This window comes from Klebsiella sp. 28 (assembly GCF_018223905.1).
Lineage (GTDB): Bacteria > Pseudomonadota > Gammaproteobacteria > Enterobacterales > Enterobacteriaceae > Klebsiella > Klebsiella pneumoniae.
In genome coordinates this window covers 1-25,224 of record NZ_JAGRQY010000020.1, presented here as the reverse complement: position 1 = coordinate 25,224, position 25,224 = coordinate 1, and the positions used below count along the sequence as shown (strand labels likewise).

Below are 25,224 nucleotides of genomic sequence, written 5' to 3'. Positions count from 1 at the left end.
GGCCACCAGCAATCCGGCCAGCCCACCGATGGCGCCGGGCAGCAGGCCGCTCCCTTTCGACGACTCGCCGGACGGTGACGCACCCTGCTGCCCGAGCAGCGACTGCAGTTGATGTAGCCAGTTAGCCATGGTTTTCCTCTCAGGTGACAAACACTGTTATCAGCCTAAACGACGCGATGTCAGGAAATGTTAGATATGGCTAAAGATGCGCAAAGGTACGTGCGACGGCAGCATCGGGGCCGACCGACCAGTGACTGACCGCCAGCGTTCAGGCTGCCTTGGCTTTGCGCGCTTTGGCCGCCGGCACGGCGTCATCACCCGCCGGAGAAGTCTCGGTGGTTGCCGACGGCGCGGAGGCGTCCTGTGCGGGCGTCTCTTGCTCCGGCAGTCGGCCAACTCGCAGGATATGCTGCAGCGCTTCTTTACGCTCCGCCAGCCACATTGCCATGGTATCGCGCTGGACGTCATCCATCTCCAGCGGGGATGCCACCAGCCAGTCATTCAGCACCTCTGCCAGATCGAGCATTTTGTCGTAAGCGTCGGCCTCTTTTTTGCTGGCAAAAGACATTTTTTCCTCACCTTCGCGGATCACCACATATTTAATTTCAACCGCCATACTGCAGCCTCTCAATACTGTTTTTTTATACAGTATAGCAAATTTCCCTCCCGGACTCAACTCACGCGCGTTACGCGCGTAAAGACATACGCAAACGTTTTCGTTTATAATCGCTGCCATCTTTTTTTACTGCGGATGAGAGTTATGACTGTATTAGGCACCGCGCTGCGCCCGGCAGCCACCAAAGTTATGCTGTTAGGTTCCGGCGAGTTGGGTAAAGAAGTCGCTATTGAATGTCAGCGTCTGGGCATTGAAACCATCGCCGTAGACCGCTACCCCGATGCCCCGGCGATGCAGGTCGCCCACCGCGCCCACGTCATCAATATGCTGCACGGCGAGAGCCTGCGCGCCCTGATTGAACAGGAAAAACCCGATTACATCGTGCCGGAGATCGAAGCTATCGCTACCGACACCCTGGTCGAACTGGAACAGGCCGGGCAGAAAGTGGTCCCCACGGCGCGGGCGGCAAAGCTCACCATGAACCGCGAAGGCATTCGCCGCCTGGCGGCGGAAGAGCTGCAGCTTCCCACTTCCCGCTATCGTTTTGCCGACAGCGAAGAAGGCTTCCGCGCGGCGGTTACCGAGATCGGTTTGCCATGCATCGTTAAACCGGTGATGAGCTCCTCCGGCAAAGGCCAGAGCTTTATCCGCTCGGCTGACCAGCTCAGCGAAGCCTGGCGCTATGCGCAGCAGGGCGGCCGCGCTGGCGCCGGACGGGTGATCGTCGAGGGGGTGGTGAACTTCGATTTCGAAATCACCCTGCTCACCGTCAGCGCCGTCGACGGCGTGCATTTCTGCGCTCCGGTTGGCCATCGCCAGGAAGACGGCGATTACCGCGAGTCCTGGCAGCCGCAGCAGATGAGCGACCTGGCCCTCGAGCGTGCCCAGACCATCGCCCGCAAGGTGGTGCTGGCGCTGGGAGGTTATGGTTTGTTTGGCGTGGAGCTGTTCGTATGCGGCGACGAGGTGATCTTCAGCGAAGTCTCCCCGCGACCACACGACACCGGGATGGTGACGCTTATCTCCCAGGATCTCTCGGAATTCGCCCTGCACGTTCGCGCCTTCCTCGGGCTACCCGTCGGCGCTATCCGCCAGTATGGTCCGGCCGCCTCCGCGGTGATCCTTCCGCAGTTGTCCAGCCAGAACGTCAGCTTTGGCCAGCTGCAGTCGGCCGTCGGGGCTGGCCTGCAGCTGCGTCTGTTCGGCAAGCCGGAGATTGACGGTACCCGCCGCCTGGGGGTAACCCTCGCCGTCGCCGATTCGGTTGAGGAGGCCGTGGCGCGGGCTAAAGCCGCCGCCGCGGCGGTCATCGTCGAAGGGTAAAGACAAAAAACCCGGTCGCGTTGCCGCAGACCGGGTTGTTGACCTGGAGGCGTGGTTTATTTCGCGCCTTCCACCGCTTCTCGCGCGAGGGTGGTGATGCGATCGTAGTCGCCGGCTTCGAGGGCGTCGGCTGGCACCAGCCAGGAACCGCCGATGCACAGTACGCTGTTCAGCGCCAGGTAATCACGGTAGTTGGCCGGAGAGATACCGCCGGTCGGGCAGAAACGAATGTGGCCGAACGGACCCGCAATCGCCTGCAGGGCTTTCACGCCGCCGTTGGCTTCCGCCGGGAAAAATTTAAACTCTTTCAGGCCATACTGCATACCCAGCATCAGCTCAGATACCGTGCTGATCCCCGGGATCAGCGGGATGGTGCCGTCTTCGGTCGCCGCTTTCAGCAGGGATTCGGTCAGACCCGGGCTGATAGCGAACTGCGCGCCGGCTTCCGTTACCGCTTTCAACTGCTCAACGTTGGTAACCGTGCCCGCGCCGACAATCGCGTCCGGAACTTCTTTGGCAATCGCGCGGATCGCCTCCAGGGCGCACTCGGTGCGCAGAGTCACTTCCAGCACGCGAACGCCGCCCGCCACCAGCGCTTTCGCCATCGGTACCGCGTGTTCCAGCTTTTTCACTACGATAACCGGGACAACCGGACCGGAGGTGAGGATTGCTTCTGCTGTTGTTTTCCAGTTTTTCATCAGGATTTTCTCTCGCCAGATCTAGAAATTAAATCGTCTTAAAAAGTGATGCAGGTTGCGCCCTGCTCCGCGCCAGAGAGCTTCTCACGCAGCGCCCCAAACATCTCCCGACCGGTTCCCACGCGCGACGCGCTGAGGTCAGGGATATGCGGCTGACGCGCCGCCAGTTCGGCCTCATCCACCAGCAGCGTCAGTTCCCCCGTCTGTCCGTTCACGCGAATAAGATCGCCATCGCGCACTTTCGCCAGCAAGCCGCCATCATACGCTTCAGGCGTGACGTGAATGGCTGACGGGACTTTACCGGAGGCGCCAGAGAGTCGGCCATCGGTCACCAGCGCTATTTTGAAACGGCGGTCCAATAATACACCAAGTGGCGGCATAAGTTTATGTAATTCTGGCATCCCGTTCGCTTTTGGCCCCTGATGACGGACCACCACCACGCAGTCTTTGTCCAGCAGCCCCGCTTCAAAGGCCGGCAACACGTCGTGCTGGCTCTCGAATACCACCGCCGGCGCTTCAATCACCTGGTTCTCCACCGGGACCGCCGAAGTTTTCATCACCGCGCGTCCCAGGTTGCCGCTCAGCACCTTGGTGCCGCCGTGGCGGGAGAATGGTTTTTCAAAGGTCGCGATGACCTGGTCGTCCAATGGCGTTGTCGCCCCTTCGCGCCAGTCCAGCTCGCCGTTATTCAGCCATGGCTCCAGGGTGTAGCGCGACAGGCCAAAGCCGGCCACGGTGTGAACATCCTCATGCAGCAGGCCGCCTTTCAGCAGCTCGCGCACCAGTACCGGAACGCCGCCTGCCGCCTGGAAGTGGTTGATATCCGCCGGGCCGTTGGGATAGAGGCGCGCCAGCAGCGGCACCACGTCTGACAGGTCGGAGAAATCGTCCCAGTTAATGATAATTCCCGCCGCGCGGGCCATCGCCACCAGGTGCATAGTGTGGTTGGTGGAGCCACCGGTCGCCAGCAGCGCCACGATGCCGTTGACCACCACTTTTTCGTCAAACATTTTGCCCAGCGGCATCCACTCATTGCCGTTGCCGGTCATGCGGGTGACCTGGCGCGCGGCGGCGGCGGTCAGTGCTTCCCGCAGCGGAGCATCCGGATGGACAAAGGACGAGCCCGGCAGCTGCATGCCCATAAATTCGACCACCATCTGGTTGGTGTTCGCCGTTCCGTAGAAAGTACAGGTCCCCGGCGCGTGATAAGAGGCGGCTTCGGACTCCAGCAGCGCCATACGGTCAACTTTCCCTTCTGCATACAGCTGGCGAATGCGAACCTTCTCTTTATTCGGCAGGCCGCTGGCCATCGGACCGGAGGGAATAAAGACCGACGGCAGATGGCCAAATGAGAGCGCCGCCATGGTCAGACCGGGAACAATTTTATCGCAGACCCCGAGATACAGGGCCCCGTCGAACATGTTATGCGACAGGCCGATGGCGGCGGACATAGCGATCACCTCGCGGCTCAGGAGTGAAAGCTCCATCCCGTCCTGCCCCTGCGTTACGCCGTCGCACATCGCCGGCACGCCGCCGGCGACCTGGCCGACCGCATTGGCGCTGTGCAGCGCTTTGCGGATGATCTCCGGGTAGTGTTCATAGGGCTGGTGAGCGGACAACATGTCGTTGTAGGAGGTGATGATGGCAATGTTGTTGCGCAACATGCTCTTCAGGGAGGCTTTGTCGTCAGCCTGGCAGGCCGCGAATCCGTGAGCCAGATTGCCGCAGGCCAGTTGCGCACGATGCACGGTGTCGGTTTTGGCCTGGTTAATCCTTGCGAGGTAAGCCGCGCGGGTGTCACGCGACCGTTCGATAATGCGATTTGTTACCCGTAACATTGTCGAATTCATAAAGGCTCCTCAAATTTTTATCTGTCCGGCCGCTGCGTGATGACGTGTTGACGTGGTAAAGGCCACAAACACCAGCGCTCAGGGGCAAAATGTCTGCAGGCAGTGTAATAAAAAAAGCCCCGTGGGTGAATCCTCACGGGGCTTAAAAGATTAAAAAGCGTGCGACTTTCTGCGTCAGATCATGTTACCGGTAAAATAACCCTGACGGATTAGCCTCCAGCCTTACTCGAACTCGTTCCATGAACGACCGTCGCGAGTGATCATGGCCACCGACGCAACCGGTCCCCAGGTCCCGGCCTGATAGGGTTTCGGCGCATCGCGGTCGGCTGCCCAGGCTTCGGTAATGGAGTCAACCCATTTCCACGCCTCTTCTACTTCGTCGCGGCGAACGAACAGCGCCTGAATACCACGCATGGTTTCCAGCAGCAGACGTTCATAGGCATCGGCCAGATGCGTCTGGTTGAAGGTTTCGGAGTAGCTCAGATCCAGTTTAGTGATCTGCAGGTTATGTTTATGATCGAGGCCCGGCACTTTGTTCAGTACCTGGATATCTACCCCTTCGTCCGGCTGCAGGCGAATGGTCAGCTTGTTCTGCGGCAGCTCCTGCCAGGTCTCTTTAAACAGATTCAGTTCCGGGGTTTTGAAGTAAACCACTACCTCTGAGCATTTGGTCGGCAGACGTTTGCCGGTGCGCAGATAGAACGGTACGCCAGCCCAGCGCCAGTTATCGATATCGACGCGGATCGCCACGAAGGTTTCGGTGTTGCTGGTCTTGTTGGCCCCCTCCTCTTCGAGATAGCCAGGCACTTTTTTGCCCTGGGCAAAGCCGGCGGTATACTGGCCGCGAACGGTTTTCTCGCGCACGTTGGAGCGGTCAATACGGCGCAGGGATTTCAGCACCTTGACCTTTTCATCACGGATGCTGTCGGCGCTGAGATCGGACGGCGGCGACATGGCAATCATGCACAGGATCTGCAGCAGGTGGTTCTGGATCATGTCGCGCATCTGCCCGGCCTGGTCGAAGTAACCCCAGCGCCCTTCAATACCCACCTCTTCCGCGACGGTGATTTCGACGTGATCGATGGTGCGGCAGTCCCAGTTATTGACGAACAGGGAGTTGGCGAAGCGCAGCGCCAGCAGGTTGAGGACCGTCTCTTTACCGAGATAGTGGTCGATACGGTAGACCTGACACTCTTCAAAAAACTCGCCGACCTGGTCGTTGATTTCACGGGAGGTTTCCAGCGAGGTGCCGAGCGGTTTTTCCATGACCACGCGCGCTGGCTTGGCATTAAGCTTCGCTTCGCCCAGCCCTTTACAGATCGCGCCAAAGGTGCTCGGCGGCATAGCGAAATAGTTGATGGTGACACGGTTCTTTTGATCCAGCATCTCACCCAGGCGGGTGAAGCCGCTGGTGTCATTGACGTCAAGATTACAGAACTCCAGGCGTCCGCTCAGGGTATCCCACAAACCTTCATCAATTTTTTCCTTCATGAAGGTTTCCAGCGCTTCGCGCACGACTTTGGTATAAGCCGCTTTATCCCAGTCGGCACGGCCGACGCCAATGATTCTGGTGTCAGCGTGGATCTGGCCCGCCTTTTCAAGCTGATACAGGGAAGGCAACAATTTACGCCGCGCCAGGTCGCCCTTCGCGCCGAAAATGACCAGGTCGCATGCCTGGGCCGTTTGCGTTACCGCCATGTCATTCTCCTCAGTTGATAGTCTGGTGCTTTTGCCAGGCTATATTTGTAATTTTCTTACACTGCACTGTACTGTGTTTACGTATTTCCCGAAAGCCTTCCCCTTCGTTTGCGGCGGTAAAACCGCACAGGGTGAAAACATTCGGCGATGATTTGGGCATTCGGCCGTTATTGTTCGTTGTTTGTACCTGGTTCCGGTCAGTAAAATACGACCCTGATCATGTAATGAAAAAAAACAACATCATTTCACGTCATTCCTCACCGCTTGCGCTTGCGGAGGGGTATATTCTTGCTAAAACGCCCAATGATTTCACCCATTAATGAAATCGTTTCCATTGATGAGCGCCCTGTTACTAATGAACATGCTGGAAAAAATCCAGTCCCGACTGGAACACCTTAGCAAATCTGAACGCAAAGTGGCGGAAGTGATCCTCGCCACCCCCGAGCAGGCCATTCATTCGAGCATCGCCGCCCTCGCCCTTGAGGCCGGGGTTAGCGAACCGACCGTCAATCGCTTCTGCCGTAGTCTCGAAACCCGCGGATTCCCTGACTTCAAACTGCATCTGGCCCAGAGCCTTGCGCACGGCACGCTCTATGTTAACCGGAATGTCGATGAAGACGACAGCGTTGAGTCATACACGGGAAAAATATTCGAATCGGCCATGGCGAGTTTAGATCAGGTGCACCATTCTCTCGACATGTCGGCGGTAAATCGCGCGGTGGATCTGCTGACTCAGGCCAAAAAAATCGCCTTTTTCGGCCTCGGCTCCTCAGCGGCGGTCGCTCACGACGCGATGAACAAATTTTTCCGCTTTAACGTGCCGGTCATCTATTCCGACGACATTGTCCTGCAACGGATGAGCTGTATGAATTGCGATGACGATGATGTGGTGGTGATTATCTCGCATACCGGAAGAACCAAGAGCCTGGTGGAGCTGGCGCAGCTGGCTCGTGAAAACGATGCCATGGTGATCGCGCTCACCTCCGCCGGTACGCCGCTAGCCAGGGAAGCCACGCTCGCCATTACCCTTGATGTGCCGGAAGATACCGACATCTATATGCCGATGGTCTCCCGTTTGGCCCAGTTGACCGTCATTGACGTGTTGGCGACTGGCTTTACCTTGCGTCGGGGGGCAAAATTCAGAGATAACTTGAAGAGGGTCAAGGAAGCGCTGAAGGAATCGCGTTTTGATAAAGAACCATTCGTACCCAGTGATAATCAATAAAAGTTGATAACAAGCAGTACCCCATTACACCTTCGATAACGATCCGGCTGTGCGACGTTGCAGGCTGGCGCTACCGAATCCATGTTCACGCAACACCAAAGTTGTATCAGTCAACGGAGTATTACATGTCCAGAAGGCTTCGCAGAACCAAAATCGTTACTACCTTAGGCCCGGCAACTGACCGCGATAACAACCTGGAAAAGGTTATCGCCGCGGGCGCAAACGTAGTACGTATGAACTTCTCTCACGGCACCCCGGAAGATCATCAGCTCCGTGCCGACAAAGTGCGTGAGATTGCGGCAAAACTGGGCCGTCATGTGGCCATCCTCGGCGACCTCCAGGGACCAAAAATTCGCGTATCGACCTTCAAAGAAGGCAAAATTTTCCTCAACGTCGGCGATAAATTCCTGCTCGACGCAAACCTTGGCAAAGGCGAAGGCGACAAAGAGAAAGTCGGGATCGACTATAAAGGCCTGCCGGCGGACGTCGTGCCGGGCGATATCTTATTGCTCGACGATGGTCGCGTGCAGCTGAAAGTCCTCGAAGTTCAGGGGATGAAAGTGTTCACTGAAGTGACCGTCGGCGGCCCGTTGTCCAACAACAAAGGGATCAACAAGCTGGGCGGCGGCCTGTCTGCCGAAGCGCTGACCGACAAAGATAAAGCTGATATCGTCACCGCCGCTAAAATCGGCGTCGACTACCTGGCCGTCTCTTTCCCGCGCTGCGGCGAAGACCTGAACTACGCCCGTCGCCTGGCGCGCGATGCCGGCTGCGATGCGAAAATCGTCGCCAAAGTTGAGCGTGCCGAAGCGGTTTGCGATCAGGATGCGATGGACGACGTGATCCTCGCCTCCGATGTGGTAATGGTTGCCCGTGGCGACCTCGGCGTCGAGATCGGTGATCCTGAGCTGGTGGGCATCCAGAAAGCGCTGATCCGTCGTGCCCGTCAGCTGAACCGTTCCGTCATTACCGCCACCCAGATGATGGAGTCGATGATCACCAACCCGATGCCGACTCGCGCGGAAGTGATGGACGTGGCCAACGCCGTGCTGGATGGTACCGATGCGGTGATGCTCTCCGCGGAGACCGCTGCCGGTCAGTATCCTTCGGAAACCGTGGCCGCGATGGCGCGCGTGTGTCTGGGCGCGGAAAAAATCCCTAGCCTCAACGTCTCCAAACACCGTCTGGACGTCCAGTTCGACAACGTGGAAGAAGCGATTGCCATGTCGGCGATGTATGCCGCCAACCACCTGAAAGGCATTACCGCCATCATCACCATGACCGAATCGGGCCGTACCGCGCTGATGACTTCGCGCATTAGCTCCGGTCTGCCGATTTTCGCCCTCTCCCGCCACGAGCGCACCCTGAACCTGACCGCCCTCTACCGCGGGGTGACACCGGTGTTCTTCGACAGCCAGAATGACGGGGTGGCCGCCGCGCACGACGCCGTCAATCTGCTGCGGGACAAAGGCTATCTGGTCTCCGGCGACCTCGTGGTCGTTACCCAGGGTGACGTGATGAGCACCATCGGCAGCACCAACACCACCCGTATCCTCACCGTCGAGTAAGCACGGTAGAGATAAAAAAGCCTCCTGACGGAGGCTTTTTTTATTTCTTTTTCGGGAACAGCTCTTTGCGTTTATAGGGCTCGATTTCACCCGGCTTGCGCGTTTTCAGCAGCTTCAGGATCCAGGTATACTGCTCGGTGTGCGGCTTAACAAACACTTCCACTTCTTCGTTCATCCGCCGGGCGATGGTCGTATCGTCAGCGTCCAGCAGATCGTCCATCGGCGGGCGCACCAGCACCGTCAGGCGATGCGTCTTGCCATCGTAGACCGGGAACAGCGGTACGACGCGGGCGCGGCATACTTTCATTAAGCGGCCAATCGCCGGCAGCGTGGCCTTGTAGGTGGCAAAGAAATCCACAAACTCGCTGTGTTCGGCGCCGTGATCCTGATCGGGCAGATAGTAGCCCCAGTAGCCCTGGCGCACCGACTGAATAAACGGTTTGATCCCATCGTTGCGCGCGTGCATACGCCCGCCAAAACGACGACGCACGGTATTCCATACGTAATCGAACACCGGGTTACCCTGGTTATGGAACATCGCCGCCATCTTCTGCCCGCCGGAGGCCATCAGCATCGCCGGGATATCCACACCCCATGCATGCGGAACGAGAAAAATCACCTTCTCATTATTGCGCTGCATCTCGTCGATGATCGCTTTCCCCTGCCAGTCGACGCGGGCAAGGATTTTCTGCGGATCGCGCAGGCCCAGCTCGGCCATCATCACCATCGCCTGCGGCGCCGAGGCATACATGGCGTCGATAATCGCTTCCCGCTCGTACTCGCTTTTTTCCGGGAAGCAGTACAGCAAATTAATCTGCGCCCGGCGGCGCGAGCTTTTCGCCAGACGCCCCACCAGACGACCGAGTTTGCCGAGGAGCGGATCGCGAAAGGATGGCGGCGTCAGCGCAATACCGGCGAAGGCAAAGACCCCCAGCCAGGCGCCCCAGTAGCGCGGCAGTAAAAAGGATTTTTCAAACTTAGGGATAAACTCAATATTATTTTTTTTCGTTTCCATGCCCAATCCGCAGATCGACTGCTTAATCAAGATAATGGGATAGTGTAGCGAGACGTCGGGTATCCTACAAAAGAAAAAGCCGGCGCCCTGGGGCACCGGCTTTCCACTGACCGGTGGTTAGTCAAACCGCAGCTGCGGAACGACCTCTTTGACCTGCGCCAGATAGTCGGTCCGGTCGGAACCGCTCAGCCCTTCGGTACGCGGCAGCTTAGCCGTCAGCGGGTTGACCGCCTGCTGGTTGATCCACACTTCGTAGTGCAGGTGTGGCCCGGTAGAGCGTCCGGTATTCCCCGACAGTGCAATGCGATCCCCGCGCTTCACTTTCTGCCCCGGCTTCACTAACAGCTTACGCAGGTGCATGTAGCGAGTGGTATAGGTGCGGCCGTGGCGGATCGCGACGTAATACCCGGCAGCGCCGCTGCGTTTGGCCACGACTACTTCACCATCGCCCACCGCCAGCACTGGCGTTCCCTGCGGCATCGCGAAATCGACGCCACGGTGCGGTGCGACGCGGCCGGTGACCGGGTTCAGACGACGCGGATTAAAGTTAGAGGAGACGCGGAACTGACGCGCCGTTGGGAAGCGCATAAAGCCCTTCGCCAGACCCGTGCCGTTGCGGTCGTAGAATTTGCCGTCTTCGGCGCGGATGGCATAGTAATCCTTACCGTCAGAGCGAAGACGCACGCCGAGTAACTGGCTTTGATCACGTTTGCCGTCGAGCATTTCGCGCGACATCAATACCGAGAATTCGTCGCCTTTCTTCAGCTTACGGAAATCCATCTGCCACTGCATGGCCTTGATCACCGCGCTGATTTCCGTGCTGGTCAGCCCGGCATCACGCGCGCTGGAGACAAAGCTGGCGCCGACGGTGCCCTTCAGCACGCTGTTGACCCAATCGCCTTTCTGCAGCTCGCTGCTCATTTTAAAACCGTTATCCACACGGGTATAGGTGCGGGTCTCGCGGCGGGACATCTCCCAGGTCAGGCTCTGCAGATCGCCGTCGGCGGTCAGGGTCCAGGAGAGCTGCTGGCCAATCTTCAGGTTGCGCAACTCTTTATCGGCGGAGGAAAGCTGGGCGATATCGCCCATATCGATACCGTACTGGTTCAGGATGCTGCTGAGCGTATCGCCGGTCGACACCACGTATTCGTGCCCGCCGGCATCGCTATCGGCTTTTTCGTCGAGCTCATCCTGAGGAATGGCTTCTTCTTCCTGCGGGGCCTGGTCGATCGGCTCGGAGGCTTCCGGCAGCAGGGAGCGGATCTCGCTTTTTTCCAGTTCAATGGTTCTGACGATGGGGGCGGATTCCGGGTGGTAAATGTAGGGTCGCCAGACGGCGACCGCTAAGGTAAGAACGCTAAGCGACCCCAGCATAACGCGATGAGGTCGTGGCAGATTGTTGAATGCCTGAGTGACAGCGCGGGCTATCTGTTGCACGTATTCACTTCCTCGTTAATCTCCTTTCAGGCAGCTCGAATACTGATTCGCCAGTTGGGTGAGGAATTGCGGGTAACTCGTTTTACCCAGTGTAATTCCTGTCCCCAGTGGATCCAGGGTCCCCATGCGCACAGACGTGCCCCGGGCAACAGCTTCGATAACCGCTGGCCTGAACTGTGGCTCAGCAAAAACGCAAGTGGCTTTCTGCTCAACCAGTTGTGTTCTGATTTCGTGTAAACGCTGCGCACCGGGCTGTATTTCAGGGTTGACGGTAAAGTGCCCCAGCGAGGTCAAACCGTAGTGTTTTTCAAAGTAACCGTAGGCGTCATGAAAAACGAAATAGCCCTTCCCTTTCAGCGGTGCCAGCTCATTGCTCACCTGCTTGTCGGTCGCCGCCAGCGCGGTCTCGAACTGCTGCAGGTTGCTGTCGAGTTTGGCTCGACTCTGCGGCATAAGTTCCAATAATTTATCGTGGATTGCAACCGCCGAAAGCCGCGCTATCTCTGGGGATAACCACAGATGCATATTGTAAATACCGTGATGGTGATCGCCGTCACCTTTTTCTGCTGCGCCATGGCCATGACCATGGTGATCGTCATCGTCGTCCGCCCCGGTGATGAGCAGCGGTTTGACCCCATCCAGCTCGGCAATCGTCACCTTTTTATTCGCCGCAATGCTTTGCGTCGACTTATCCATAAAGGCTTCCATTTCCGGACCAATCCACACCACTAAGTCTGCGTTCTGTAAGCGTTTTACATCAGAAGGACGGAGGGAATAATCATGCTCGGAGGCGCCATCGGGCAGCAGCACCTGGGTCTCGGTCACCCCATCGGCGATGGCCGCCGCAATAAAGCCCAGCGGTTTCATAGAAGTCACCACGGCGGCGCTGGCCAGCGGTACCTGCGCGAACAAAAAAACAGCGCCAAGTCCAGCGCAAAGAAGCGTATTTTTATGTAACATAATGCGTCTAGTCATCGAAATAAGTGAGTGTGATGTGATATTATAACATTCACTAGCTTGTGCAACCCCTAAATTACTATGACAAACCTTGTAACGCTGGAAAATGTCTCGGTGGCCTTTGGCCAACGCCGCGTGTTGTCTGACATCTCGCTGGCTCTCACGCCAGGCAAAATCTTAACCCTGCTGGGCCCCAACGGCGCCGGCAAATCGACCCTTGTGCGGGTGGTCCTCGGGCTGGTAGCACCGACAGAGGGTGTTATCAAGCGTGACGCACGCCTGCGCATCGGCTATGTGCCGCAGAAACTGCATCTGGACGCCACGCTGCCGCTGACCGTTAGCCGCTTCCTGCGTTTGCGCCCGGGCACCCGTAAAGACGACATCCTGCCGGCGCTGAAGCGCGTGCAGGCGGGGCATCTGATCGATGCGCCGATGCAAAAGCTCTCCGGCGGCGAAACGCAGCGCGTACTGCTGGCCCGCGCCCTGCTCAACCGTCCGCAGCTGCTGGTGCTGGATGAACCGACCCAGGGTGTTGACGTCAACGGCCAGGTGGCGCTCTACGATCTTATCAACCAGCTGCGCCATGAACTGGACTGCGCGGTGCTAATGGTATCCCACGATCTGCATCTGGTGATGGCCAAAACCGACGAAGTTCTGTGCCTGAACCAGCATATCTGCTGCTCTGGCGCACCGGAGGTGGTCTCCATGCACCCGGAGTTTATCTCCATGTTCGGCCCGCGCGGCGCGGAACAGCTGGGGATATACCGCCACCACCATAATCACCGCCACGACCTTCAGGGGCGAATTGTACTGCGTCGGGGAAACAGCCGCTAATGATTGAACTTCTGTTACCTGGCTGGCTTGCCGGGATGATGCTGGCCTGCGCCGCTGGTCCGCTGGGCTCCTTTGTGGTCTGGCGCCGCATGTCTTATTTCGGCGACACGCTGGCGCATGCGTCTCTGCTCGGCGTCGCTTTCGGTTTATTGCTTAACGTCAATCCGTTCTATGCAGTGATCGCCGTGACCCTGCTGCTGGCCGGCGGGCTGGTGTGGCTGGAAAAACGACCGCATCTGGCGATCGATACCCTGCTGGGCATCATGGCGCACAGCGCGCTGTCCCTGGGGCTGGTGGTGGTCAGTCTGATGTCTAACGTCCGCGTCGATCTGATGGCGTACCTGTTCGGCGATCTGCTGGCGGTTACGCCGCAGGACCTGATCGCCATTGCCATTGGCGTGGTGATTGTGATTGGCATTCTGCTCTGGCAGTGGCGGAATCTGTTGGCGATGACCATCAGTCCGGACCTGGCGTTTGTCGACGGCGTGAAGCTGCAGCGGGTCAAGCTGCTGTTGATGCTGGTCACCGCCCTGACTATCGGCGTGGCGATGAAGTTCGTCGGGGCGCTGATCATTACTTCCCTGCTGATTATCCCGGCCGCCACCGCCCGCCGTTTTGCCCGTACGCCGGAGCAGATGGCCGCCGTGGCGGTGGGCGTGGGCATGCTGGCCGTTACCGGCGGGTTAACCTTCTCGGCTTTCTATGATACCCCGGCCGGGCCGTCGGTGGTGCTCTGCGCCGCGGTGCTGTTTATTCTCAGCATGACGAAAAAAGCCGCCAGCTGAAAATGAAAAAGCCCGGTCACGCTGCTGACCGGGCTTCACCATGAACTGCTCAACCGCAACGCGCTACGGCATTTCCGGCGGCGTAATCCCGAAATGATTCCAGGCGCGCACCGTCGCCATTCTTCCCCGCGGCGTACGCTGCAGAAAGCCCTGCTGAATTAAGTAGGGCTCCAGTACATCTTCAATGGTTTCCCGCTCTTCGCCAATCGCGGCGGCGAGGTTATCCAGCCCCACCGGACCGCCAAAGAACTTATCTATCACCGCCAGCAGCAGCTTACGGTCCATATAGTCGAACCCTTCCGCATCGACGTTAAGCATATCCAGCGCCTGGGCGGCAATATCGGCGGAGATGGTGCCGTCGTGGCGCACTTCAGCAAAGTCACGCACCCGGCGCAGCAGACGGTTGGCAATGCGCGGCGTGCCGCGTGAACGGCGGGCTACTTCCAGCGCGCCCTCGTCGCTCATCTCCAGCCCCATATGGCGGGCGCTGCGGCTGACAATATGCTGCAGATCGGGGATCTGATAGAACTCCAGACGCTGCACGATGCCAAAGCGGTCGCGCAGCGGCGAGGTCAACGAACCGGCGCGGGTGGTGGCGCCGATCAGGGTAAACGGCGGCAGATCGATCTTGATGGAACGCGCCGCGGGACCTTCGCCAATCATAATATCCAGCTGGTAGTCTTCCATTGCCGGATAGAGCACCTCTTCCACCACCGGCGAGAGGCGATGGATCTCATCGATAAACAGAACATCGTGCGGTTCGAGGTTGGTGAGCATCGCGGCGAGATCGCCCGCCTTCTCCAGCACCGGGCCGGAGGTGGTACGCAGATTCACCCCCATTTCATTGGCGACGATATTGGCCAGGGTGGTTTTCCCCAACCCTGGCGGGCCAAAAATCAGCAGGTGATCGAGGGCGTCGCCGCGCAGCTTCGCCGCCTGGATAAAGATCTCCATCTGCGAACGCACCTGCGGCTGGCCGACATACTCTGCCAGCAATTTTGGGCGGATGGCGCGGTCAGCGGCCTCTTCAAAGCCGCTGCTGTCTGCCGATACCAGCCGGTCTGCTTCAATCATCCCTTACCTCACAACGCAGCGCGCAGCGCTTCGCGAATTAGCGTTTCACTGTTGGCGTCCGGACGCGCGATCTTGCTGACCATCCGGCTGGCCTCCTGCGGTTTATAGCCCAGCGCGACCAGCGCGGCAACCGCTTCCTGCTCGGCATCGTCCGCCGTTGGGCCTGCCGGCGAGGTCAGCACCAGATCGGCCGCCGGGGTGAACAGGTCGCCGTGCAGCCCTTTGAAGCGGTCTTTCATCTCAACGATCAGACGTTCAGCGGTTTTTTTGCCAATCCCCGGCAGCTTCACCAGCGAGGCGACCTCTTCCCGTTCAACGGCGTTGACGAACTGCTGCGCCGACATGCCGGAGAGGATCGCCAGCGCCAGCTTGGGCCCCACGCCGTTGGTTTTAATCAGCTCTTTAAACAGGGTACGTTCCTGTTTGTTGTTAAACCCATACAGCAGCTGGGCATCTTCACGCACCACAAAGTGGGTGAAGACGATCGCCTCCTGCCCGGCCTCCGGCAGCTCATAGAAGCAGGTCATTGGCATATGCACTTCATAGCCGACGCCCGCCGTTTCCAGCAACACCAGCGGGGGTTGTTTTTCGAGAATGATGCCTCTGAGTCTGCCTATCACGTGGGGCTCCTGCGTTATGGTCTAAGTATCTGGCGGTATCATAAAAAAAGGCTGGATAGATATCCAGCCTGATTTGCGATTATCGTAAGCGCCCCCGCGCCAGATTGAGCCGGGTCTCGCTGATCTGAGCGGCATTCTGGCTGACATGGCAATGGGTGATGGCAATCGCCAGCGCATCCGCCGCATCCGCCTGCGGATTGGCGGGCAGCTTGAGCAAGGTGCGCACCATATGCTGGACCTGGCTCTTTTCGGCGCTGCCAATCCCGACCACGGTCTGCTTGACCTGACGGGCGGCGTATTCAAACACCGGCAGCGCCTGATTGGTCGCTGCGACGATCGCCACCCCGCGCGCCTGCCCGAGCTTTAACGCCGAGTCGGCATTCTTGGCCATAAAGACCTGCTCAATGGCGAAATAGTCGGGCTGGAACTGGGTGATGATCTCCGTCACCCCGGCGTAGATCAGCTTCAGCCGCGACGGCAGATCGTCCACTTTGGTGCGGATGCATCCGCTGCCCAGATAGCTCAGCTGCCGCCCAACCTGGCGGATCACGCCATAACCGGTAACGCGCGACCCCGGGTCAATGCCGAGAATAATAGCCATCACGCGCCTCCGGTTAACCGTGGATGCGGCTGCATCACAGGGTGGCTGCGACCTCGTCGGAGATCTCGCCGTTATGGTACACTTCCTGCACGTCGTCGCAGTCTTCCAGCATATCGATCAGACGCAGCAGCTTCGGCGCCGTCTCGGCATCCATATCCGCTTTGGTGGACGGAATCATTGAGACTTCTGCAGCGTCGGCTTTCAGGCCGGCGGCTTCCAGCGCGTCGCGCACAGCGCCCATCTCTTCCCAGGCGGTGTAGACGTCGATGGCGCCGTCGTCATAGGTCACCACGTCTTCTGCGCCTGCTTCCAGCGCCGCTTCCATGATAGTGTCTTCATCGCCTTTCTCGAAGGAGATAACGCCTTTCTTGCTGAACAGGTAGGAGACGGAACCATCGGTGCCGAGGTTACCCCCGGTTTTGGTGAAGGCGTGACGCACTTCCGCAACGGTACGGTTACGGTTGTCGGACAGACATTCCACCATCACCGCGGTGCCGCCAGGGCCGTAGCCTTCATAAATGATGGTTTCCATGTTCGCGTCTTCATCGCCGCCGACGCCGCGCGCGATGGCGCGGTTCAGGGTGTCGCGAGTCATGTTGTTAGACAGCGCTTTATCAACGGCCGCACGCAGACGCGGGTTGGAAGCCGGATCGCCGCCGCCCAGACGCGCGGCGGTGACCAGCTCGCGAATGATTTTCGTAAAGATTTTACCGCGTTTGGCATCCTGTGCCGCTTTGCGGTGTTTGGTGTTGGCCCATTTACTATGACCTGCCATAAAAAACTCTCCAAAAAGCGCGCCCTTTCAGGCGGCGTTAATTACAAATTCTTCAATCGCCTGCCGGTTGCTCCACGACTTGGTCAGCGCAGCGGCTTCCGTCGCGCTGACCCAGCGATAGGCCAGATGTTCGGTGAAAGTAATCTCCCGCTCATGAGGCAGCGCAAGACAGAACCAGAATTCCGTATTGCGCTCTACACCCGGCGCATAGCGATGACGCAAATGAGAAAATATCTCGAACTCCACCGTGCGCTGACAGTCGATTAAGGTCAGTTGCTCGCAGGCAACGTCAATGGCGACCTCTTCCTTTACTTCACGCGCGGCGGCCTGCAGCGCGGTCTCTCCAGCTTCCAGGCTGCCGGTGACCGACTGCCAGAACGCGGGATCGTCGCGCCGCTGCAACATCAGCACCCGTTTCGTATCTTCGGCGTAAATGACCACCAGCACCGAAACGGGCAGCTTAAATGACATATTACTTGTTCTCCAGAGACGCTTTTGCCTCTTTCTCCACAACCTGAATACCCAGCTCACCGAGCGCCGCCGGATTGGCGAAGCTTGGCGCTTCGGTCATCAGGCAGGCGGCCGCGGTGGTTTTCGGGAAAGCGATAACGTCGCGGATGTTATCGGTACCGGTCAGCAGCATGGTCAGACGGTCAAGACCGAAGGCCAGACCTGCATGCGGCGGCGTACCGTACTTCAGCGCATCCAGCAGGAAGCCGAATTTCTCACGCTGTTCCTGTTCGTTAATGCCCAGAATACCAAATACGGTCTGCTGCATCTCGCCGCGGTGGATTCGCACCGAACCGCCGCCGACTTCATAACCGTTAATAACCATATCGTAGGCGTTGGCTACAGCCTCTTCCGGGGCGGCTTTCAGCTCATCCGCGGTCATATCTTTCGGCGAGGTGAACGGATGGTGCATCGCCGTCAGGCCGCCTTCGCCGTCGTCTTCGAACATCGGGAAGTCGATCACCCACAGCGGCGCCCATTTGCTCTCGTCAGTCAGGCTCAGGTCTTTACCCAGCTTCAGACGCAGCGCGCCCAGCGCGTCGGCCACTACTTTCTTGTTGTCGGCGCCGAAGAAGATCATGTCTCCATCCTGCGCGCCGGTGCGGTCAAGGATCGCTTCCACGATTTCAGCGGTCAGGAATTTGGCCACCGGGCTGTTGATCCCATCCATGCCTTTGGCACGCTCGGTCACTTTAATATAGGCCAGCCCTTTCGCGCCGTAGATCTTCACAAAGTTGCCGTATTCGTCAATCAGCTTGCGGGTCAGAGAGGCCCCGCCCGGGACGCGCAGGGCCGCCACGCGCCCTTTCGGATCGTTGGCCGGGCCGGCAAAGACCGCGAATTCCACAGACTTCAGCAGGTCGGCGACGTCCACCAGCTCCATCGGGTTACGCAGATCCGGTTTATCGGAGCCATAGCGACGTTCGGCTTCGGCGAAGGTCATGATCGGGAACTCGCCCAGGTCGACGCCTTTCACTTCCAGCCACAGCTGACGCACCATCGCCTCCATGATCTCACGCACCTGCGGCGCGGTCATAAAGGAGGTTTCCACGTCGATCTGGGTGAATTCAGGCTGACGGTCGGCACGCAGGTCCTCATCGCGGAAACATTTAACGATCTGATAATAGCGATCGAACCCGGACATCATCAGCAGCTGTTTGAACAGCTGCGGCGACTGCGGCAGCGCGTAGAATTTGCCTTTGTGCACGCGGGAAGGCACGAGGTAATCGCGGGCGCCTTCCGGGGTGGCTTTAGTCAGCATCGGGGTTTCGATGTCGAGGAAGCCATGGTCGTCCATAAAGCGGCGCACAAAGCTGGTAATTTTCGCGCGGGTTTTCAGGCGCTGCGCCATCTCCGGACGACGCAGGTCGAGGTAGCGGTATTTCAGACGCGCTTCTTCGGTGTTGACGTGATTGGAGTCCAGCGGCAGCGATTCTGAGCGGTTAATGATCGTCAGATCGGAAGCCAGCACTTCGATAGCGCCGGTGGCCATGTCCGCGTTGATGTTTTTCTCTTCACGCGCGCGAACGGTGCCAGTGACCTGAATGCAGAACTCATTACGCAATTCAGAGGCTAACTTCAACGCATCCGCACGATCCGGATCGAAAAACACCTGAACGATGCCTTCGCGGTCGCGCATATCGATAAAAATGAGGCTACCGAGATCGCGACGGCGGTTGACCCAACCACACAGAGTCACCTGCTGCCCAACGTGGGACTGTCGAAGCTGTCCGCAATATTCTGTACGCATGAGATATCCCTTAACTTAGCCGTCGGCGGATTGTCGTCTGCCCTGCAGGCGACGAGGTCGCAGCTTTAGCTGATGTCACAACTGAATGAAAAAAGGCGGCTATTATACTGGAAATTCTGTCGTTCGATAAGTCCGACGCACGATGTACGCTGCTTTGCTGCGCGCTTAACGTCCACACTCACATAAATTAACAAAATTTGTTACTCTTTTGCTGAAGCCGCAAAGGTATTGTAGCCGCCTGACAACAGATGAAGATACGGGGATACCATGTTAGAACTCAATGCAAAAAACACGGCGCTGGTGGTAATCGATCTGCAGGAAGGCATTCTGCCTTTCGCCGGCGGCCCGCATCGGGCTGACGAGGTGGTGGCGCGCGCCGCTCGCCTGGCAGACAAGTGCCGGCAACAGGGTTCGCCGGTCATCATGGTCCGCGTGGGCTGGTCGGCCGATTTCGCCGAAGCGCTGAAACAGCCTGTCGACGCTCAGGCCGGGGCGCATACGCTGCCCGAAAACTGGTGGACCTACCCGGCCACGCTGGGTAAGCAGGAGAGCGATATCGAAGTGACCAAACGCCAGTGGGGCGCGTTCTATGGCACCGACCTTGAGCTTCAGCTGCGCCGCCGCGGGATCGACACCATTATTCTCTGCGGCATCTCCACCAACATCGGCGTCGAATCCACCGCCCGCAATGCCTGGGAGCTGGGTTTTAACCTGGTCATCGCCGAAGATGCCTGCAGCGCCGCCTCCGCCGAGCAGCATCAGGGCAGTATGACGCATATTTTCCCGCGCATCGGCCGGGTGCGCAGTACCGAGGAGATCCTCACGGCGCTATGATTTATATTGGGCTTCCCCAGTGGTCGCACCCGAAATGGGTGCGCCTTGGCATCACCAGCCTTGAAGAGTACGCCCGCCACTTTAACTGCGTGGAGGGCAACACCACCCTGTATGCGCTACCGAAGCCGGAGATTGTCGCCCGCTGGTACGAACAGACCCACGATGACTTCCGCTTCTGCTTCAAATTCCCGGCCACCATCTCGCACCAGGCCGCCCTGCGCCATTGCGACGAGTTAAGCAGCGAATTTTTTGCCCGCCTGGCGCCGCTGGCCTCGCGCATCGGCCAGTACTGGCTGCAGCTGCCGGCGACGTTCGGTCCTCGCGATCTCCCCGCGCTATGGCATTTTCTCGACGGACTGCCGAAGGATTTCACCTACGGCGTCGAAGTTCGTCATCCCGAGTTTTTCGCCAAAGGGGAAGCGGAACAGCAGCTCAACCGCGGGCTGCACGAGCGTAACGTCAACCGCGTGATCCTCGACAGCCGCCCGGTCCATAGCGCTGCGGCCACCAGTCCGGCGATGATCGATGCCCAACAAAAGAAACCGAAGGTGCCGGTACATGCGGTGATGACCGCCCGACAGCCAATGGTGCGGTTTATCGGCGGTGACGATATGGCCCATAACCGGGAACTGTTTCGCGTCTGGCTTCAGACCCTGGCGAAGTGGCATCAGTCGGGGACCCCGTGGTTGTTCCTGCATACTCCGGACATTGCCTTCGCCCCGGCACTGGTGGATACCCTGTGGGGTGACCTGCGCGCTGCCCTGCCGGCGGCAGGAAATGCGCCGTCGATTCCGCAGCAATCTTCTCTTTTCTGATATCCTGCTATCATATCCGGAGCCATCTGCCAGAGTTAAAGGGAGTTTTCGTATGGTCAGCGCGCTGTATGCCGTTTTAGGTGCGTTATTGTTAGTGAAGTTCTCATTTGACGTGGTGCGTCTGCGCACCCAATACCATGTAGGCTACGGTGACGGCGGCTTTAGCGAGCTGCAGGTTGCCATCCGCGTTCACGGCAATGCCGTCGAATATGTGCCGATTGGCCTCATTTTGCTGTTATTTATGGAGATGAACGGCGCTCAGACCTGGATGGTGCACGTTTGCGGGATTTTATTGATTGTCGGGCGACTGATGCACTCCTGGGGCTTTCATCACCGCGTCTACTACTGGCGCCGCTCCGGCATGAGCGCCACCTGGTGCGCGTTGTTGCTAATGGTGCTGGCCAATCTTTGGTATATGCCCTGGGAGTTGGTTTTCTCCCTCCGTTAGCGCACAATACGCCGTTTTCGTTTTTTCGGGTTTAACGTTATGTCTCACCGCGATACGCTTTTTTCCGCGCCGATTGCCAGCCTCGGCGACTGGACCTTTGATGAACGGGTTGCTGAAGTCTTCCCCGATATGATCCAGCGTTCTGTGCCCGGCTACTCCAATATCATCTCGATGATCGGCATGCTGGCCGAGCGCTTCGTTCAGCCCAACACTCAGGTTTACGATCTTGGCTGTTCGCTGGGCGCCGCCACCCTCTCCGTGCGCCGCAATATTAGCCATCCGGGCTGTCGCATTATCGCCATCGATAACTCGCCCGCGATGGTGGAGCGCTGCCGTCGCCATATTGACGCTTATAAAGCGCCGACGCCGGTCGAAGTGATTGAAGGGGATATCCGCGACGTGACCATTGAAAACGCCTCGCTGGTGATCCTGAACTTTACTATTCAGTTCCTTGAGCCGGGCGATCGCCAGGCGATCCTCAATAAAGTCTATCAGGGGCTGAATCCGGGCGGCGCGCTGGTGCTCTCGGAAAAATTCAGCTTCGAAGACGCCCACGTTGGCGAACTGTTGTTCAATATGCATCATGACTTTAAGCGCGCCAACGGCTACAGCGAACTGGAGATCAGCCAGAAACGCAGCATGCTGGAAAATGTGATGCTGACGGACTCTGTCGAAACCCATAAAGCCCGCCTGCGTCAGGCTGGGTTTGAACATGCCGAACTGTGGTTCCAGTGCTTTAACTTTGGCTCGCTGGTGGCCGTGAAAGCCGGGGAGCAGGCATGATCGACTTCCGTAACTTCTATCAGCTGATCGCCAAAAGCCCGCTGTCTCACTGGCTGGAGACGCTGCCTGCCCAGGTAGCCGCCTGGCAGCGCGATGCCCTGCACGGCAAGTTTCGTGAATGGGAGCGCGCCGTAGAATTTCTGCCGGAGCTAACGCCCTGGCGTCTGGATCTTCTGCACAGCGTCACCGCCGAGAGCGAAACGCCGCTCAGCGAAGGCCATCAGCGGCGGATCGAAAATCTGCTTAAAAACCTGATGCCGTGGCGCAAAGGCCCTTATTCGCTGTACGGCATCAATATCGATACCGAATGGCGATCCGACTGGAAATGGGAGCGCGTTCTGCCGCACCTGTCCGATCTCACTGGCCGGACTATCCTCGACGTGGGCTGCGGCAGCGGCTATCACATGTGGCGGATGATCGGCGCCGGCGCACATCTGGCGGTCGGTATCGATCCCACCCAGCTGTTCCTGTGCCAGTTTGAAGCGGTGCGTAAGCTGCTCGGTAACGACCAGCGGGCGCATTTGCTGCCGCTGGGCATTGAGCAGCTGCCGGCGCTGGAGGCCTTCGACACCGTGTTCTCGATGGGCGTGCTCTACCACCGCCGCTCGCCGCTGGACCATCTGTGGCAGCTGAAAGATCAGCTGGCGCCAGGGGGCGAGCTGGTGCTGGAGACGCTGGTGGTTGAAGGAGATGAAAATACGGTGCTGGTTCCGGGCGACCGCTATGCGCAAATGCGCAACGTCTATTTTATCCCCTCGGCGGCGGCCCTGAAAATGTGGCTGGAGAAGTGCGGGTTTATTGACGTGCGTATCGTCGACGCCTGCGTCACCTCGACAGAGGAGCAGCGACGCACCGAATGGATGACGACCGAATCGCTGGCCGATTTCCTCGACCCACAGGATCAGCGCAAAACGGTGGAAGGCTATCCGGCGCCATTACGGGCTGTGATCATTGCCACCAAACCGGAAACCCAGCAGTCGCTGGCGAAAAAAGCGAGATAAAAAAAGGCCCCTGTTTAATGGGCAGGGGCCTGGTACGGGCAATCATCATATTGGGCGACATGATGTGCAGCAAAAAACCGTTTAACTTCTCCAGGCGGAGATAATCCTTTTCATCTCCGCCACCGCTGCGCCATTCACGGCGTAGCGTCTGTATTCATCGGCATCGGGATCGGCTGACATCGAAACGCCCGGATGACGAAAGCGCATTTCCGACGGCAACCAGTGGCCAGCCGAGCTATGGACCTCTTTCACCCCCGCCTGCAGAAACAGCGGCAGGTTCGCGGCGCGGACTCCCGCACCGGCCATAATGATTGGAGTATCCCCTGCGGCAATAAGTTCCGTAATTAATGAAATACCTTTCTCCGCCGAGGATTGCTGACCGGAAGTCAGGATACGTTTGACCCCCAGCGTCCCCAGCGTTTTCCAGGCCTGACGCGGGTCAGCGCACAGATCGAACGCCCGATGAAAGGTCACCGCCAGCGGCCCCGCCGCGGCCATTATTTTTTTCATCCGCGGGATATCGACCTGGCCATCAGCATCCAGCACGCCGGTCACCAGCCCGGGAAAGCCCAGATCCCGCACCATGCGAATATCGTTAAGCATCGCGGCGAACTCTTCATCGGTGTAGCAGAAATCGCCGCCGCGCGGGCGAACGATCGGATGCACCGGGAGAGTAATCGCCTCGCGGGCCGAGACCAGCACCCCATAAGAGGGGGTTAATCCCCCTTCCTGCGGCGCGGCACAGAGCTCAATACGATCGGCGCCGCAGCGCTCAGCCTCCCGGGCGCACGCCATGCTGTAGCAACACACTTCCAGTACCGCCATTCCTCTCTCCCTGATCCAGACAACCTTTGCAGCATGTCACAATTTCACGCGGCAGACGCCGCGCGGCTTCACACTGTTACGTATCGGCTTGCTCGCTGGCGACGATTTGTTCAATAGACCACGGATGAAATTTGACCGTCACGCTGCCGTCGGTCACCGCCAGGGTGGGGTTCGGCAGGCGCTCATGCTCCCCTTTCGGCGAGCTGGTTTTGACCACGATCCCCGGCTGGCTGAGTCCGTCATCGGCCAGCAGCGCCAGCGCGCGGGCATTTAAGGTTGCCGGATCGCCGGGCAGGACGATTTCGATATGCTCCCAGCCTTCATGGGGATAACGCTTTTCACCCGGCCACGGCAGCTCAACGATATGGAAGCGCCAGTGCGCCACGCAGACCGGCTCCGCCAGTTTGAACAGGCAAATGGGCCGGCCGTTGATCATATTCTCCGACAGCAGGGTGCCGCACTGCTCCAGACCGCGGCGCCAGCGTTCCGCAGTGGTATTCTGATGACAGCGCAGGGAGATATGGTCGGCGTCGAGCCCGGCGATCTCCAGTCCCAATCGCGCAGTGAAGCGCTGAAGCGCATCGGAAAATCGCGGGAGATCCGCCGTAATATCGGCCAGTTGTTCATTTTGCTGCCAGTTTGCCATGGGTTTGCTCGTCAATAATGCTCGTCAGTAATGAAAAGGTAATTTACCGTGTTTCGGCCTGCGGACCAACCGCCGCCCCGCTGATGGGCAACTGACCGGCGATGGATTGCGCACGCCGGCGCGCCGCGCGCAATGCTGACGGACGGGGACAAATGCAGTATACTCCCGCCCTAATTTGTCCACATTATGGCGCCGCCTCCCTCGGGGGCAGGCGCATTACACGTAAGGTATTCCGGTGAATATTCAGGCTCTTCTCTCAGAAAAAGTCAGCCAGGCCCTGATCGCGGCAGGCGCGCCTGCCGATTGCGAACCCCAGGTCCGCCAGTCAGCAAAAGTTCAGTTCGGCGACTATCAGGCCAACGGCGTGATGGCTGTCGCCAAAAAGCTGGGTATGGCGCCGCGACAACTTGCAGAGCAGGTACTGTCTCATCTTGACCTCAACGGCATTGCCAACAAGGTTGAAATCGCCGGGCCGGGCTTTATCAATATTTTCCTCGACCCCGCGTTTCTGGCGGACAACGTCAACCGCGCGCTGC

Annotated in this window: 26 protein-coding genes and 2 pseudogenes; 11 read left to right on the top strand and 17 right to left on the bottom strand. The window is 58.6% G+C overall.

Annotation, left to right across the window (positions count from 1 at the left end; genetic code table 11):
- A pseudogene (locus KHQ28_RS03690) lies at positions 1 to 129 on the bottom strand (DUF533 domain-containing protein); the annotation flags it as partial.
- 139 nt (positions 130 to 268) lie between these two features.
- A complete protein-coding gene (locus KHQ28_RS03685) occupies positions 269 to 616 on the bottom strand; it encodes a YebG family protein (RefSeq protein ID WP_032418799.1) in 348 nt (115 codons plus the stop codon).
- A gap of 144 nt (positions 617 to 760) precedes the next feature.
- Between KHQ28_RS03685 and purT the strand changes: the two genes are divergently transcribed.
- Positions 761 to 1,939: a formate-dependent phosphoribosylglycinamide formyltransferase gene (purT, locus tag KHQ28_RS03680; protein WP_004151450.1), complete on the top strand. Its 1,179-nt coding sequence runs from the start codon at positions 761 to 763 to the stop codon at positions 1,937 to 1,939.
- A 56-nt stretch (positions 1,940 to 1,995) separates the two neighbouring features.
- On the opposite strand, the gene KHQ28_RS03675 is transcribed toward purT, so the two are convergent.
- The 4 genes from KHQ28_RS03675 to KHQ28_RS03660 all read right to left on the bottom strand — a co-directional run bounded on the left by KHQ28_RS03675 (position 1,996) and on the right by KHQ28_RS03660 (position 6,345).
- The gene (locus KHQ28_RS03675; RefSeq protein ID WP_002911423.1) at positions 1,996 to 2,637 is read right to left on the bottom strand and encodes a bifunctional 4-hydroxy-2-oxoglutarate aldolase/2-dehydro-3-deoxy-phosphogluconate aldolase; all 642 of its coding nucleotides are present in this window, start codon (positions 2,635 to 2,637) and stop codon (positions 1,996 to 1,998) included.
- A gap of 38 nt (positions 2,638 to 2,675) precedes the next feature.
- Positions 2,676 to 4,487, bottom strand: coding sequence for a phosphogluconate dehydratase (edd, locus tag KHQ28_RS03670; protein WP_032418798.1), 1,812 nt, complete (start codon positions 4,485 to 4,487; stop codon positions 2,676 to 2,678).
- A 222-nt stretch (positions 4,488 to 4,709) separates the two neighbouring features.
- Positions 4,710 to 6,185 (bottom strand): glucose-6-phosphate dehydrogenase, encoded by a 1,476-nt coding sequence (zwf, locus tag KHQ28_RS03665; RefSeq protein ID WP_002911427.1) that lies wholly within the window; start codon positions 6,183 to 6,185, stop codon positions 4,710 to 4,712.
- A gap of 10 nt (positions 6,186 to 6,195) precedes the next feature.
- Positions 6,196 to 6,345, bottom strand: coding sequence for a hypothetical protein (locus tag KHQ28_RS03660; RefSeq protein WP_004145554.1), 150 nt, complete (start codon positions 6,343 to 6,345; stop codon positions 6,196 to 6,198).
- Between the two features lie 159 nt (positions 6,346 to 6,504).
- On the opposite strand from KHQ28_RS03660, the gene KHQ28_RS03655 reads away from it, so the two are divergent.
- Positions 6,505 to 7,410: a MurR/RpiR family transcriptional regulator gene (locus tag KHQ28_RS03655; protein WP_004145555.1), complete on the top strand. Its 906-nt coding sequence runs from the start codon at positions 6,505 to 6,507 to the stop codon at positions 7,408 to 7,410.
- Between the two features lie 125 nt (positions 7,411 to 7,535).
- Positions 7,536 to 8,978, top strand: a complete 1,443-nt coding sequence (pyk, locus tag KHQ28_RS03650; protein WP_002911440.1) for a pyruvate kinase — start codon at positions 7,536 to 7,538, stop codon at positions 8,976 to 8,978.
- 40 nt (positions 8,979 to 9,018) lie between these two features.
- Here the strand turns inward: pyk and lpxM are convergent, their stop codons facing one another.
- The 3 genes from lpxM to znuA form a co-directional block, all read right to left on the bottom strand.
- Entirely contained in the window at positions 9,019 to 9,993 is a 975-nt protein-coding gene (gene lpxM / locus KHQ28_RS03645) for a lauroyl-Kdo(2)-lipid IV(A) myristoyltransferase (protein WP_004175421.1), read from the bottom strand.
- A gap of 117 nt (positions 9,994 to 10,110) precedes the next feature.
- A complete protein-coding gene (gene mepM, locus KHQ28_RS03640; RefSeq protein WP_032418797.1) occupies positions 10,111 to 11,430 on the bottom strand; it encodes a murein DD-endopeptidase MepM in 1,320 nt (439 codons plus the stop codon).
- A gap of 15 nt (positions 11,431 to 11,445) precedes the next feature.
- Positions 11,446 to 12,390 carry a zinc ABC transporter substrate-binding protein ZnuA gene (gene znuA, locus KHQ28_RS03635; RefSeq protein ID WP_004199391.1) on the bottom strand — a complete coding sequence of 315 codons (945 nt, stop codon included), beginning with the start codon at positions 12,388 to 12,390 and terminating at the stop codon, positions 11,446 to 11,448.
- 78 nt (positions 12,391 to 12,468) lie between these two features.
- Here znuA and znuC point away from each other — a divergent pair, with 78 nt between their 5' ends.
- Both znuC and znuB read left to right on the top strand, forming a co-directional pair.
- Complete coding sequence (gene znuC, locus KHQ28_RS03630) at positions 12,469 to 13,221, top strand: zinc ABC transporter ATP-binding protein ZnuC (RefSeq protein ID WP_002911449.1); 753 nt, start codon at positions 12,469 to 12,471, stop codon at positions 13,219 to 13,221.
- The gene (gene znuB / locus KHQ28_RS03625) at positions 13,221 to 14,006 is read left to right on the top strand and encodes a zinc ABC transporter permease subunit ZnuB (protein WP_004212745.1); all 786 of its coding nucleotides are present in this window, start codon (positions 13,221 to 13,223) and stop codon (positions 14,004 to 14,006) included. The genes znuC and znuB overlap by 1 nt, the downstream gene beginning before the upstream one ends.
- Positions 14,007 to 14,069: 63 nt before the next feature.
- Here znuB and ruvB read toward each other — a convergent pair whose 3' ends face one another.
- From ruvB to aspS, 6 genes are all read right to left on the bottom strand, one after another.
- Complete coding sequence (ruvB, locus tag KHQ28_RS03620; protein WP_004148860.1) at positions 14,070 to 15,080, bottom strand: Holliday junction branch migration DNA helicase RuvB; 1,011 nt, start codon at positions 15,078 to 15,080, stop codon at positions 14,070 to 14,072.
- A gap of 8 nt (positions 15,081 to 15,088) precedes the next feature.
- On the bottom strand, positions 15,089 to 15,700 hold the full coding sequence (ruvA, locus tag KHQ28_RS03615) for a Holliday junction branch migration protein RuvA (protein WP_002911454.1): 612 nt from the start codon (positions 15,698 to 15,700) through the stop codon (positions 15,089 to 15,091).
- Between the two features lie 79 nt (positions 15,701 to 15,779).
- Complete coding sequence (gene ruvC / locus KHQ28_RS03610; protein ID WP_002911456.1) at positions 15,780 to 16,301, bottom strand: crossover junction endodeoxyribonuclease RuvC; 522 nt, start codon at positions 16,299 to 16,301, stop codon at positions 15,780 to 15,782.
- A 34-nt stretch (positions 16,302 to 16,335) separates the two neighbouring features.
- A complete protein-coding gene (locus KHQ28_RS03605) occupies positions 16,336 to 17,076 on the bottom strand; it encodes a YebC/PmpR family DNA-binding transcriptional regulator (RefSeq protein ID WP_002911459.1) in 741 nt (246 codons plus the stop codon).
- 27 nt (positions 17,077 to 17,103) lie between these two features.
- Positions 17,104 to 17,547, bottom strand: coding sequence for a dihydroneopterin triphosphate diphosphatase (gene nudB / locus KHQ28_RS03600; RefSeq protein ID WP_002911477.1), 444 nt, complete (start codon positions 17,545 to 17,547; stop codon positions 17,104 to 17,106).
- Between the two features lies 1 nt (position 17,548).
- Positions 17,549 to 19,336, bottom strand: a complete 1,788-nt coding sequence (gene aspS / locus KHQ28_RS03595; protein ID WP_002911479.1) for an aspartate--tRNA ligase — start codon at positions 19,334 to 19,336, stop codon at positions 17,549 to 17,551.
- Between the two features lie 267 nt (positions 19,337 to 19,603).
- Here aspS and KHQ28_RS03590 point away from each other — a divergent pair, with 267 nt between their 5' ends.
- Genes KHQ28_RS03590 through cmoB form a run of 5 tightly spaced genes read left to right on the top strand, consistent with a single transcriptional unit; the run spans position 19,604 to position 23,217 of the window.
- Positions 19,604 to 20,170 carry a hydrolase gene (locus tag KHQ28_RS03590; RefSeq protein WP_004145564.1) on the top strand — a complete coding sequence of 189 codons (567 nt, stop codon included), beginning with the start codon at positions 19,604 to 19,606 and terminating at the stop codon, positions 20,168 to 20,170.
- Positions 20,167 to 20,985 (top strand): DUF72 domain-containing protein, encoded by an 819-nt coding sequence (locus KHQ28_RS03585; protein ID WP_002911483.1) that lies wholly within the window; start codon positions 20,167 to 20,169, stop codon positions 20,983 to 20,985. Before KHQ28_RS03590 ends, KHQ28_RS03585 begins: the two co-directional genes overlap by 4 nt.
- A 52-nt stretch (positions 20,986 to 21,037) precedes the next feature.
- Positions 21,038 to 21,433 (top strand): MAPEG family protein, encoded by a 396-nt coding sequence (locus KHQ28_RS03580; protein ID WP_002911484.1) that lies wholly within the window; start codon positions 21,038 to 21,040, stop codon positions 21,431 to 21,433.
- 39 nt (positions 21,434 to 21,472) lie between these two features.
- Positions 21,473 to 22,216 (top strand): carboxy-S-adenosyl-L-methionine synthase CmoA, encoded by a 744-nt coding sequence (gene cmoA, locus KHQ28_RS03575; protein WP_002911486.1) that lies wholly within the window; start codon positions 21,473 to 21,475, stop codon positions 22,214 to 22,216.
- Complete coding sequence (gene cmoB, locus KHQ28_RS03570) at positions 22,213 to 23,217, top strand: tRNA 5-methoxyuridine(34)/uridine 5-oxyacetic acid(34) synthase CmoB (protein ID WP_023316208.1); 1,005 nt, start codon at positions 22,213 to 22,215, stop codon at positions 23,215 to 23,217. Before cmoA ends, cmoB begins: the two co-directional genes overlap by 4 nt.
- A gap of 81 nt (positions 23,218 to 23,298) precedes the next feature.
- Here cmoB and cutC read toward each other — a convergent pair whose 3' ends face one another.
- Positions 23,299 to 24,042 carry a copper homeostasis protein CutC gene (gene cutC, locus KHQ28_RS03565; RefSeq protein WP_032418796.1) on the bottom strand — a complete coding sequence of 248 codons (744 nt, stop codon included), beginning with the start codon at positions 24,040 to 24,042 and terminating at the stop codon, positions 23,299 to 23,301.
- A 76-nt stretch (positions 24,043 to 24,118) separates the two neighbouring features.
- Positions 24,119 to 24,688: a VOC family protein gene (locus tag KHQ28_RS03560; RefSeq protein WP_002911491.1), complete on the bottom strand. Its 570-nt coding sequence runs from the start codon at positions 24,686 to 24,688 to the stop codon at positions 24,119 to 24,121.
- A gap of 235 nt (positions 24,689 to 24,923) precedes the next feature.
- Here KHQ28_RS03560 and KHQ28_RS03555 point away from each other — a divergent pair.
- Positions 24,924 to 25,224 (top strand): annotated as a pseudogene (locus KHQ28_RS03555) (arginine--tRNA ligase); the annotation flags it as partial.

What these genes read in the sequence shown, in the direction of transcription:
- pyk (WP_002911440.1), top strand. Translation starts at nt 7,536, where the DNA reads ATGTCCAGAAGGCTTCGCAGAACCAAAATCGTTACTACCTTAGGCCCG.
- znuA (WP_004199391.1), bottom strand. Translation starts at nt 12,390, where the DNA reads ATGTTACATAAAAATACGCTTCTTTGCGCTGGACTTGGCGCTGTTTTT.
- KHQ28_RS03675 (WP_002911423.1), bottom strand. Translation starts at nt 2,637, where the DNA reads ATGAAAAACTGGAAAACAACAGCAGAAGCAATCCTCACCTCCGGTCCG.
- purT (WP_004151450.1), top strand. Translation starts at nt 761, where the DNA reads ATGACTGTATTAGGCACCGCGCTGCGCCCGGCAGCCACCAAAGTTATG.
- cmoA (WP_002911486.1), top strand. Translation starts at nt 21,473, where the DNA reads ATGTCTCACCGCGATACGCTTTTTTCCGCGCCGATTGCCAGCCTCGGC.
- ruvC (WP_002911456.1), bottom strand. Translation starts at nt 16,301, where the DNA reads ATGGCTATTATTCTCGGCATTGACCCGGGGTCGCGCGTTACCGGTTAT.
- KHQ28_RS03580 (WP_002911484.1), top strand. Translation starts at nt 21,038, where the DNA reads ATGGTCAGCGCGCTGTATGCCGTTTTAGGTGCGTTATTGTTAGTGAAG.
- KHQ28_RS03660 (WP_004145554.1), bottom strand. Translation starts at nt 6,345, where the DNA reads ATGCCCAAATCATCGCCGAATGTTTTCACCCTGTGCGGTTTTACCGCC.
- KHQ28_RS03560 (WP_002911491.1), bottom strand. Translation starts at nt 24,688, where the DNA reads ATGGCAAACTGGCAGCAAAATGAACAACTGGCCGATATTACGGCGGAT.
- lpxM (WP_004175421.1), bottom strand. Translation starts at nt 9,993, where the DNA reads ATGGAAACGAAAAAAAATAATATTGAGTTTATCCCTAAGTTTGAAAAA.
- KHQ28_RS03590 (WP_004145564.1), top strand. Translation starts at nt 19,604, where the DNA reads ATGTTAGAACTCAATGCAAAAAACACGGCGCTGGTGGTAATCGATCTG.
- znuC (WP_002911449.1), top strand. Translation starts at nt 12,469, where the DNA reads ATGACAAACCTTGTAACGCTGGAAAATGTCTCGGTGGCCTTTGGCCAA.
- nudB (WP_002911477.1), bottom strand. Translation starts at nt 17,547, where the DNA reads ATGTCATTTAAGCTGCCCGTTTCGGTGCTGGTGGTCATTTACGCCGAA.
- znuB (WP_004212745.1), top strand. Translation starts at nt 13,221, where the DNA reads ATGATTGAACTTCTGTTACCTGGCTGGCTTGCCGGGATGATGCTGGCC.
- aspS (WP_002911479.1), bottom strand. Translation starts at nt 19,336, where the DNA reads ATGCGTACAGAATATTGCGGACAGCTTCGACAGTCCCACGTTGGGCAG.
- KHQ28_RS03605 (WP_002911459.1), bottom strand. Translation starts at nt 17,076, where the DNA reads ATGGCAGGTCATAGTAAATGGGCCAACACCAAACACCGCAAAGCGGCA.
- cutC (WP_032418796.1), bottom strand. Translation starts at nt 24,042, where the DNA reads ATGGCGGTACTGGAAGTGTGTTGCTACAGCATGGCGTGCGCCCGGGAG.
- edd (WP_032418798.1), bottom strand. Translation starts at nt 4,487, where the DNA reads ATGAATTCGACAATGTTACGGGTAACAAATCGCATTATCGAACGGTCG.
- ruvB (WP_004148860.1), bottom strand. Translation starts at nt 15,080, where the DNA reads ATGATTGAAGCAGACCGGCTGGTATCGGCAGACAGCAGCGGCTTTGAA.
- KHQ28_RS03655 (WP_004145555.1), top strand. Translation starts at nt 6,505, where the DNA reads ATGAAATCGTTTCCATTGATGAGCGCCCTGTTACTAATGAACATGCTG.
- KHQ28_RS03685 (WP_032418799.1), bottom strand. Translation starts at nt 616, where the DNA reads ATGGCGGTTGAAATTAAATATGTGGTGATCCGCGAAGGTGAGGAAAAA.
- cmoB (WP_023316208.1), top strand. Translation starts at nt 22,213, where the DNA reads ATGATCGACTTCCGTAACTTCTATCAGCTGATCGCCAAAAGCCCGCTG.
- KHQ28_RS03585 (WP_002911483.1), top strand. Translation starts at nt 20,167, where the DNA reads ATGATTTATATTGGGCTTCCCCAGTGGTCGCACCCGAAATGGGTGCGC.
- zwf (WP_002911427.1), bottom strand. Translation starts at nt 6,185, where the DNA reads ATGGCGGTAACGCAAACGGCCCAGGCATGCGACCTGGTCATTTTCGGC.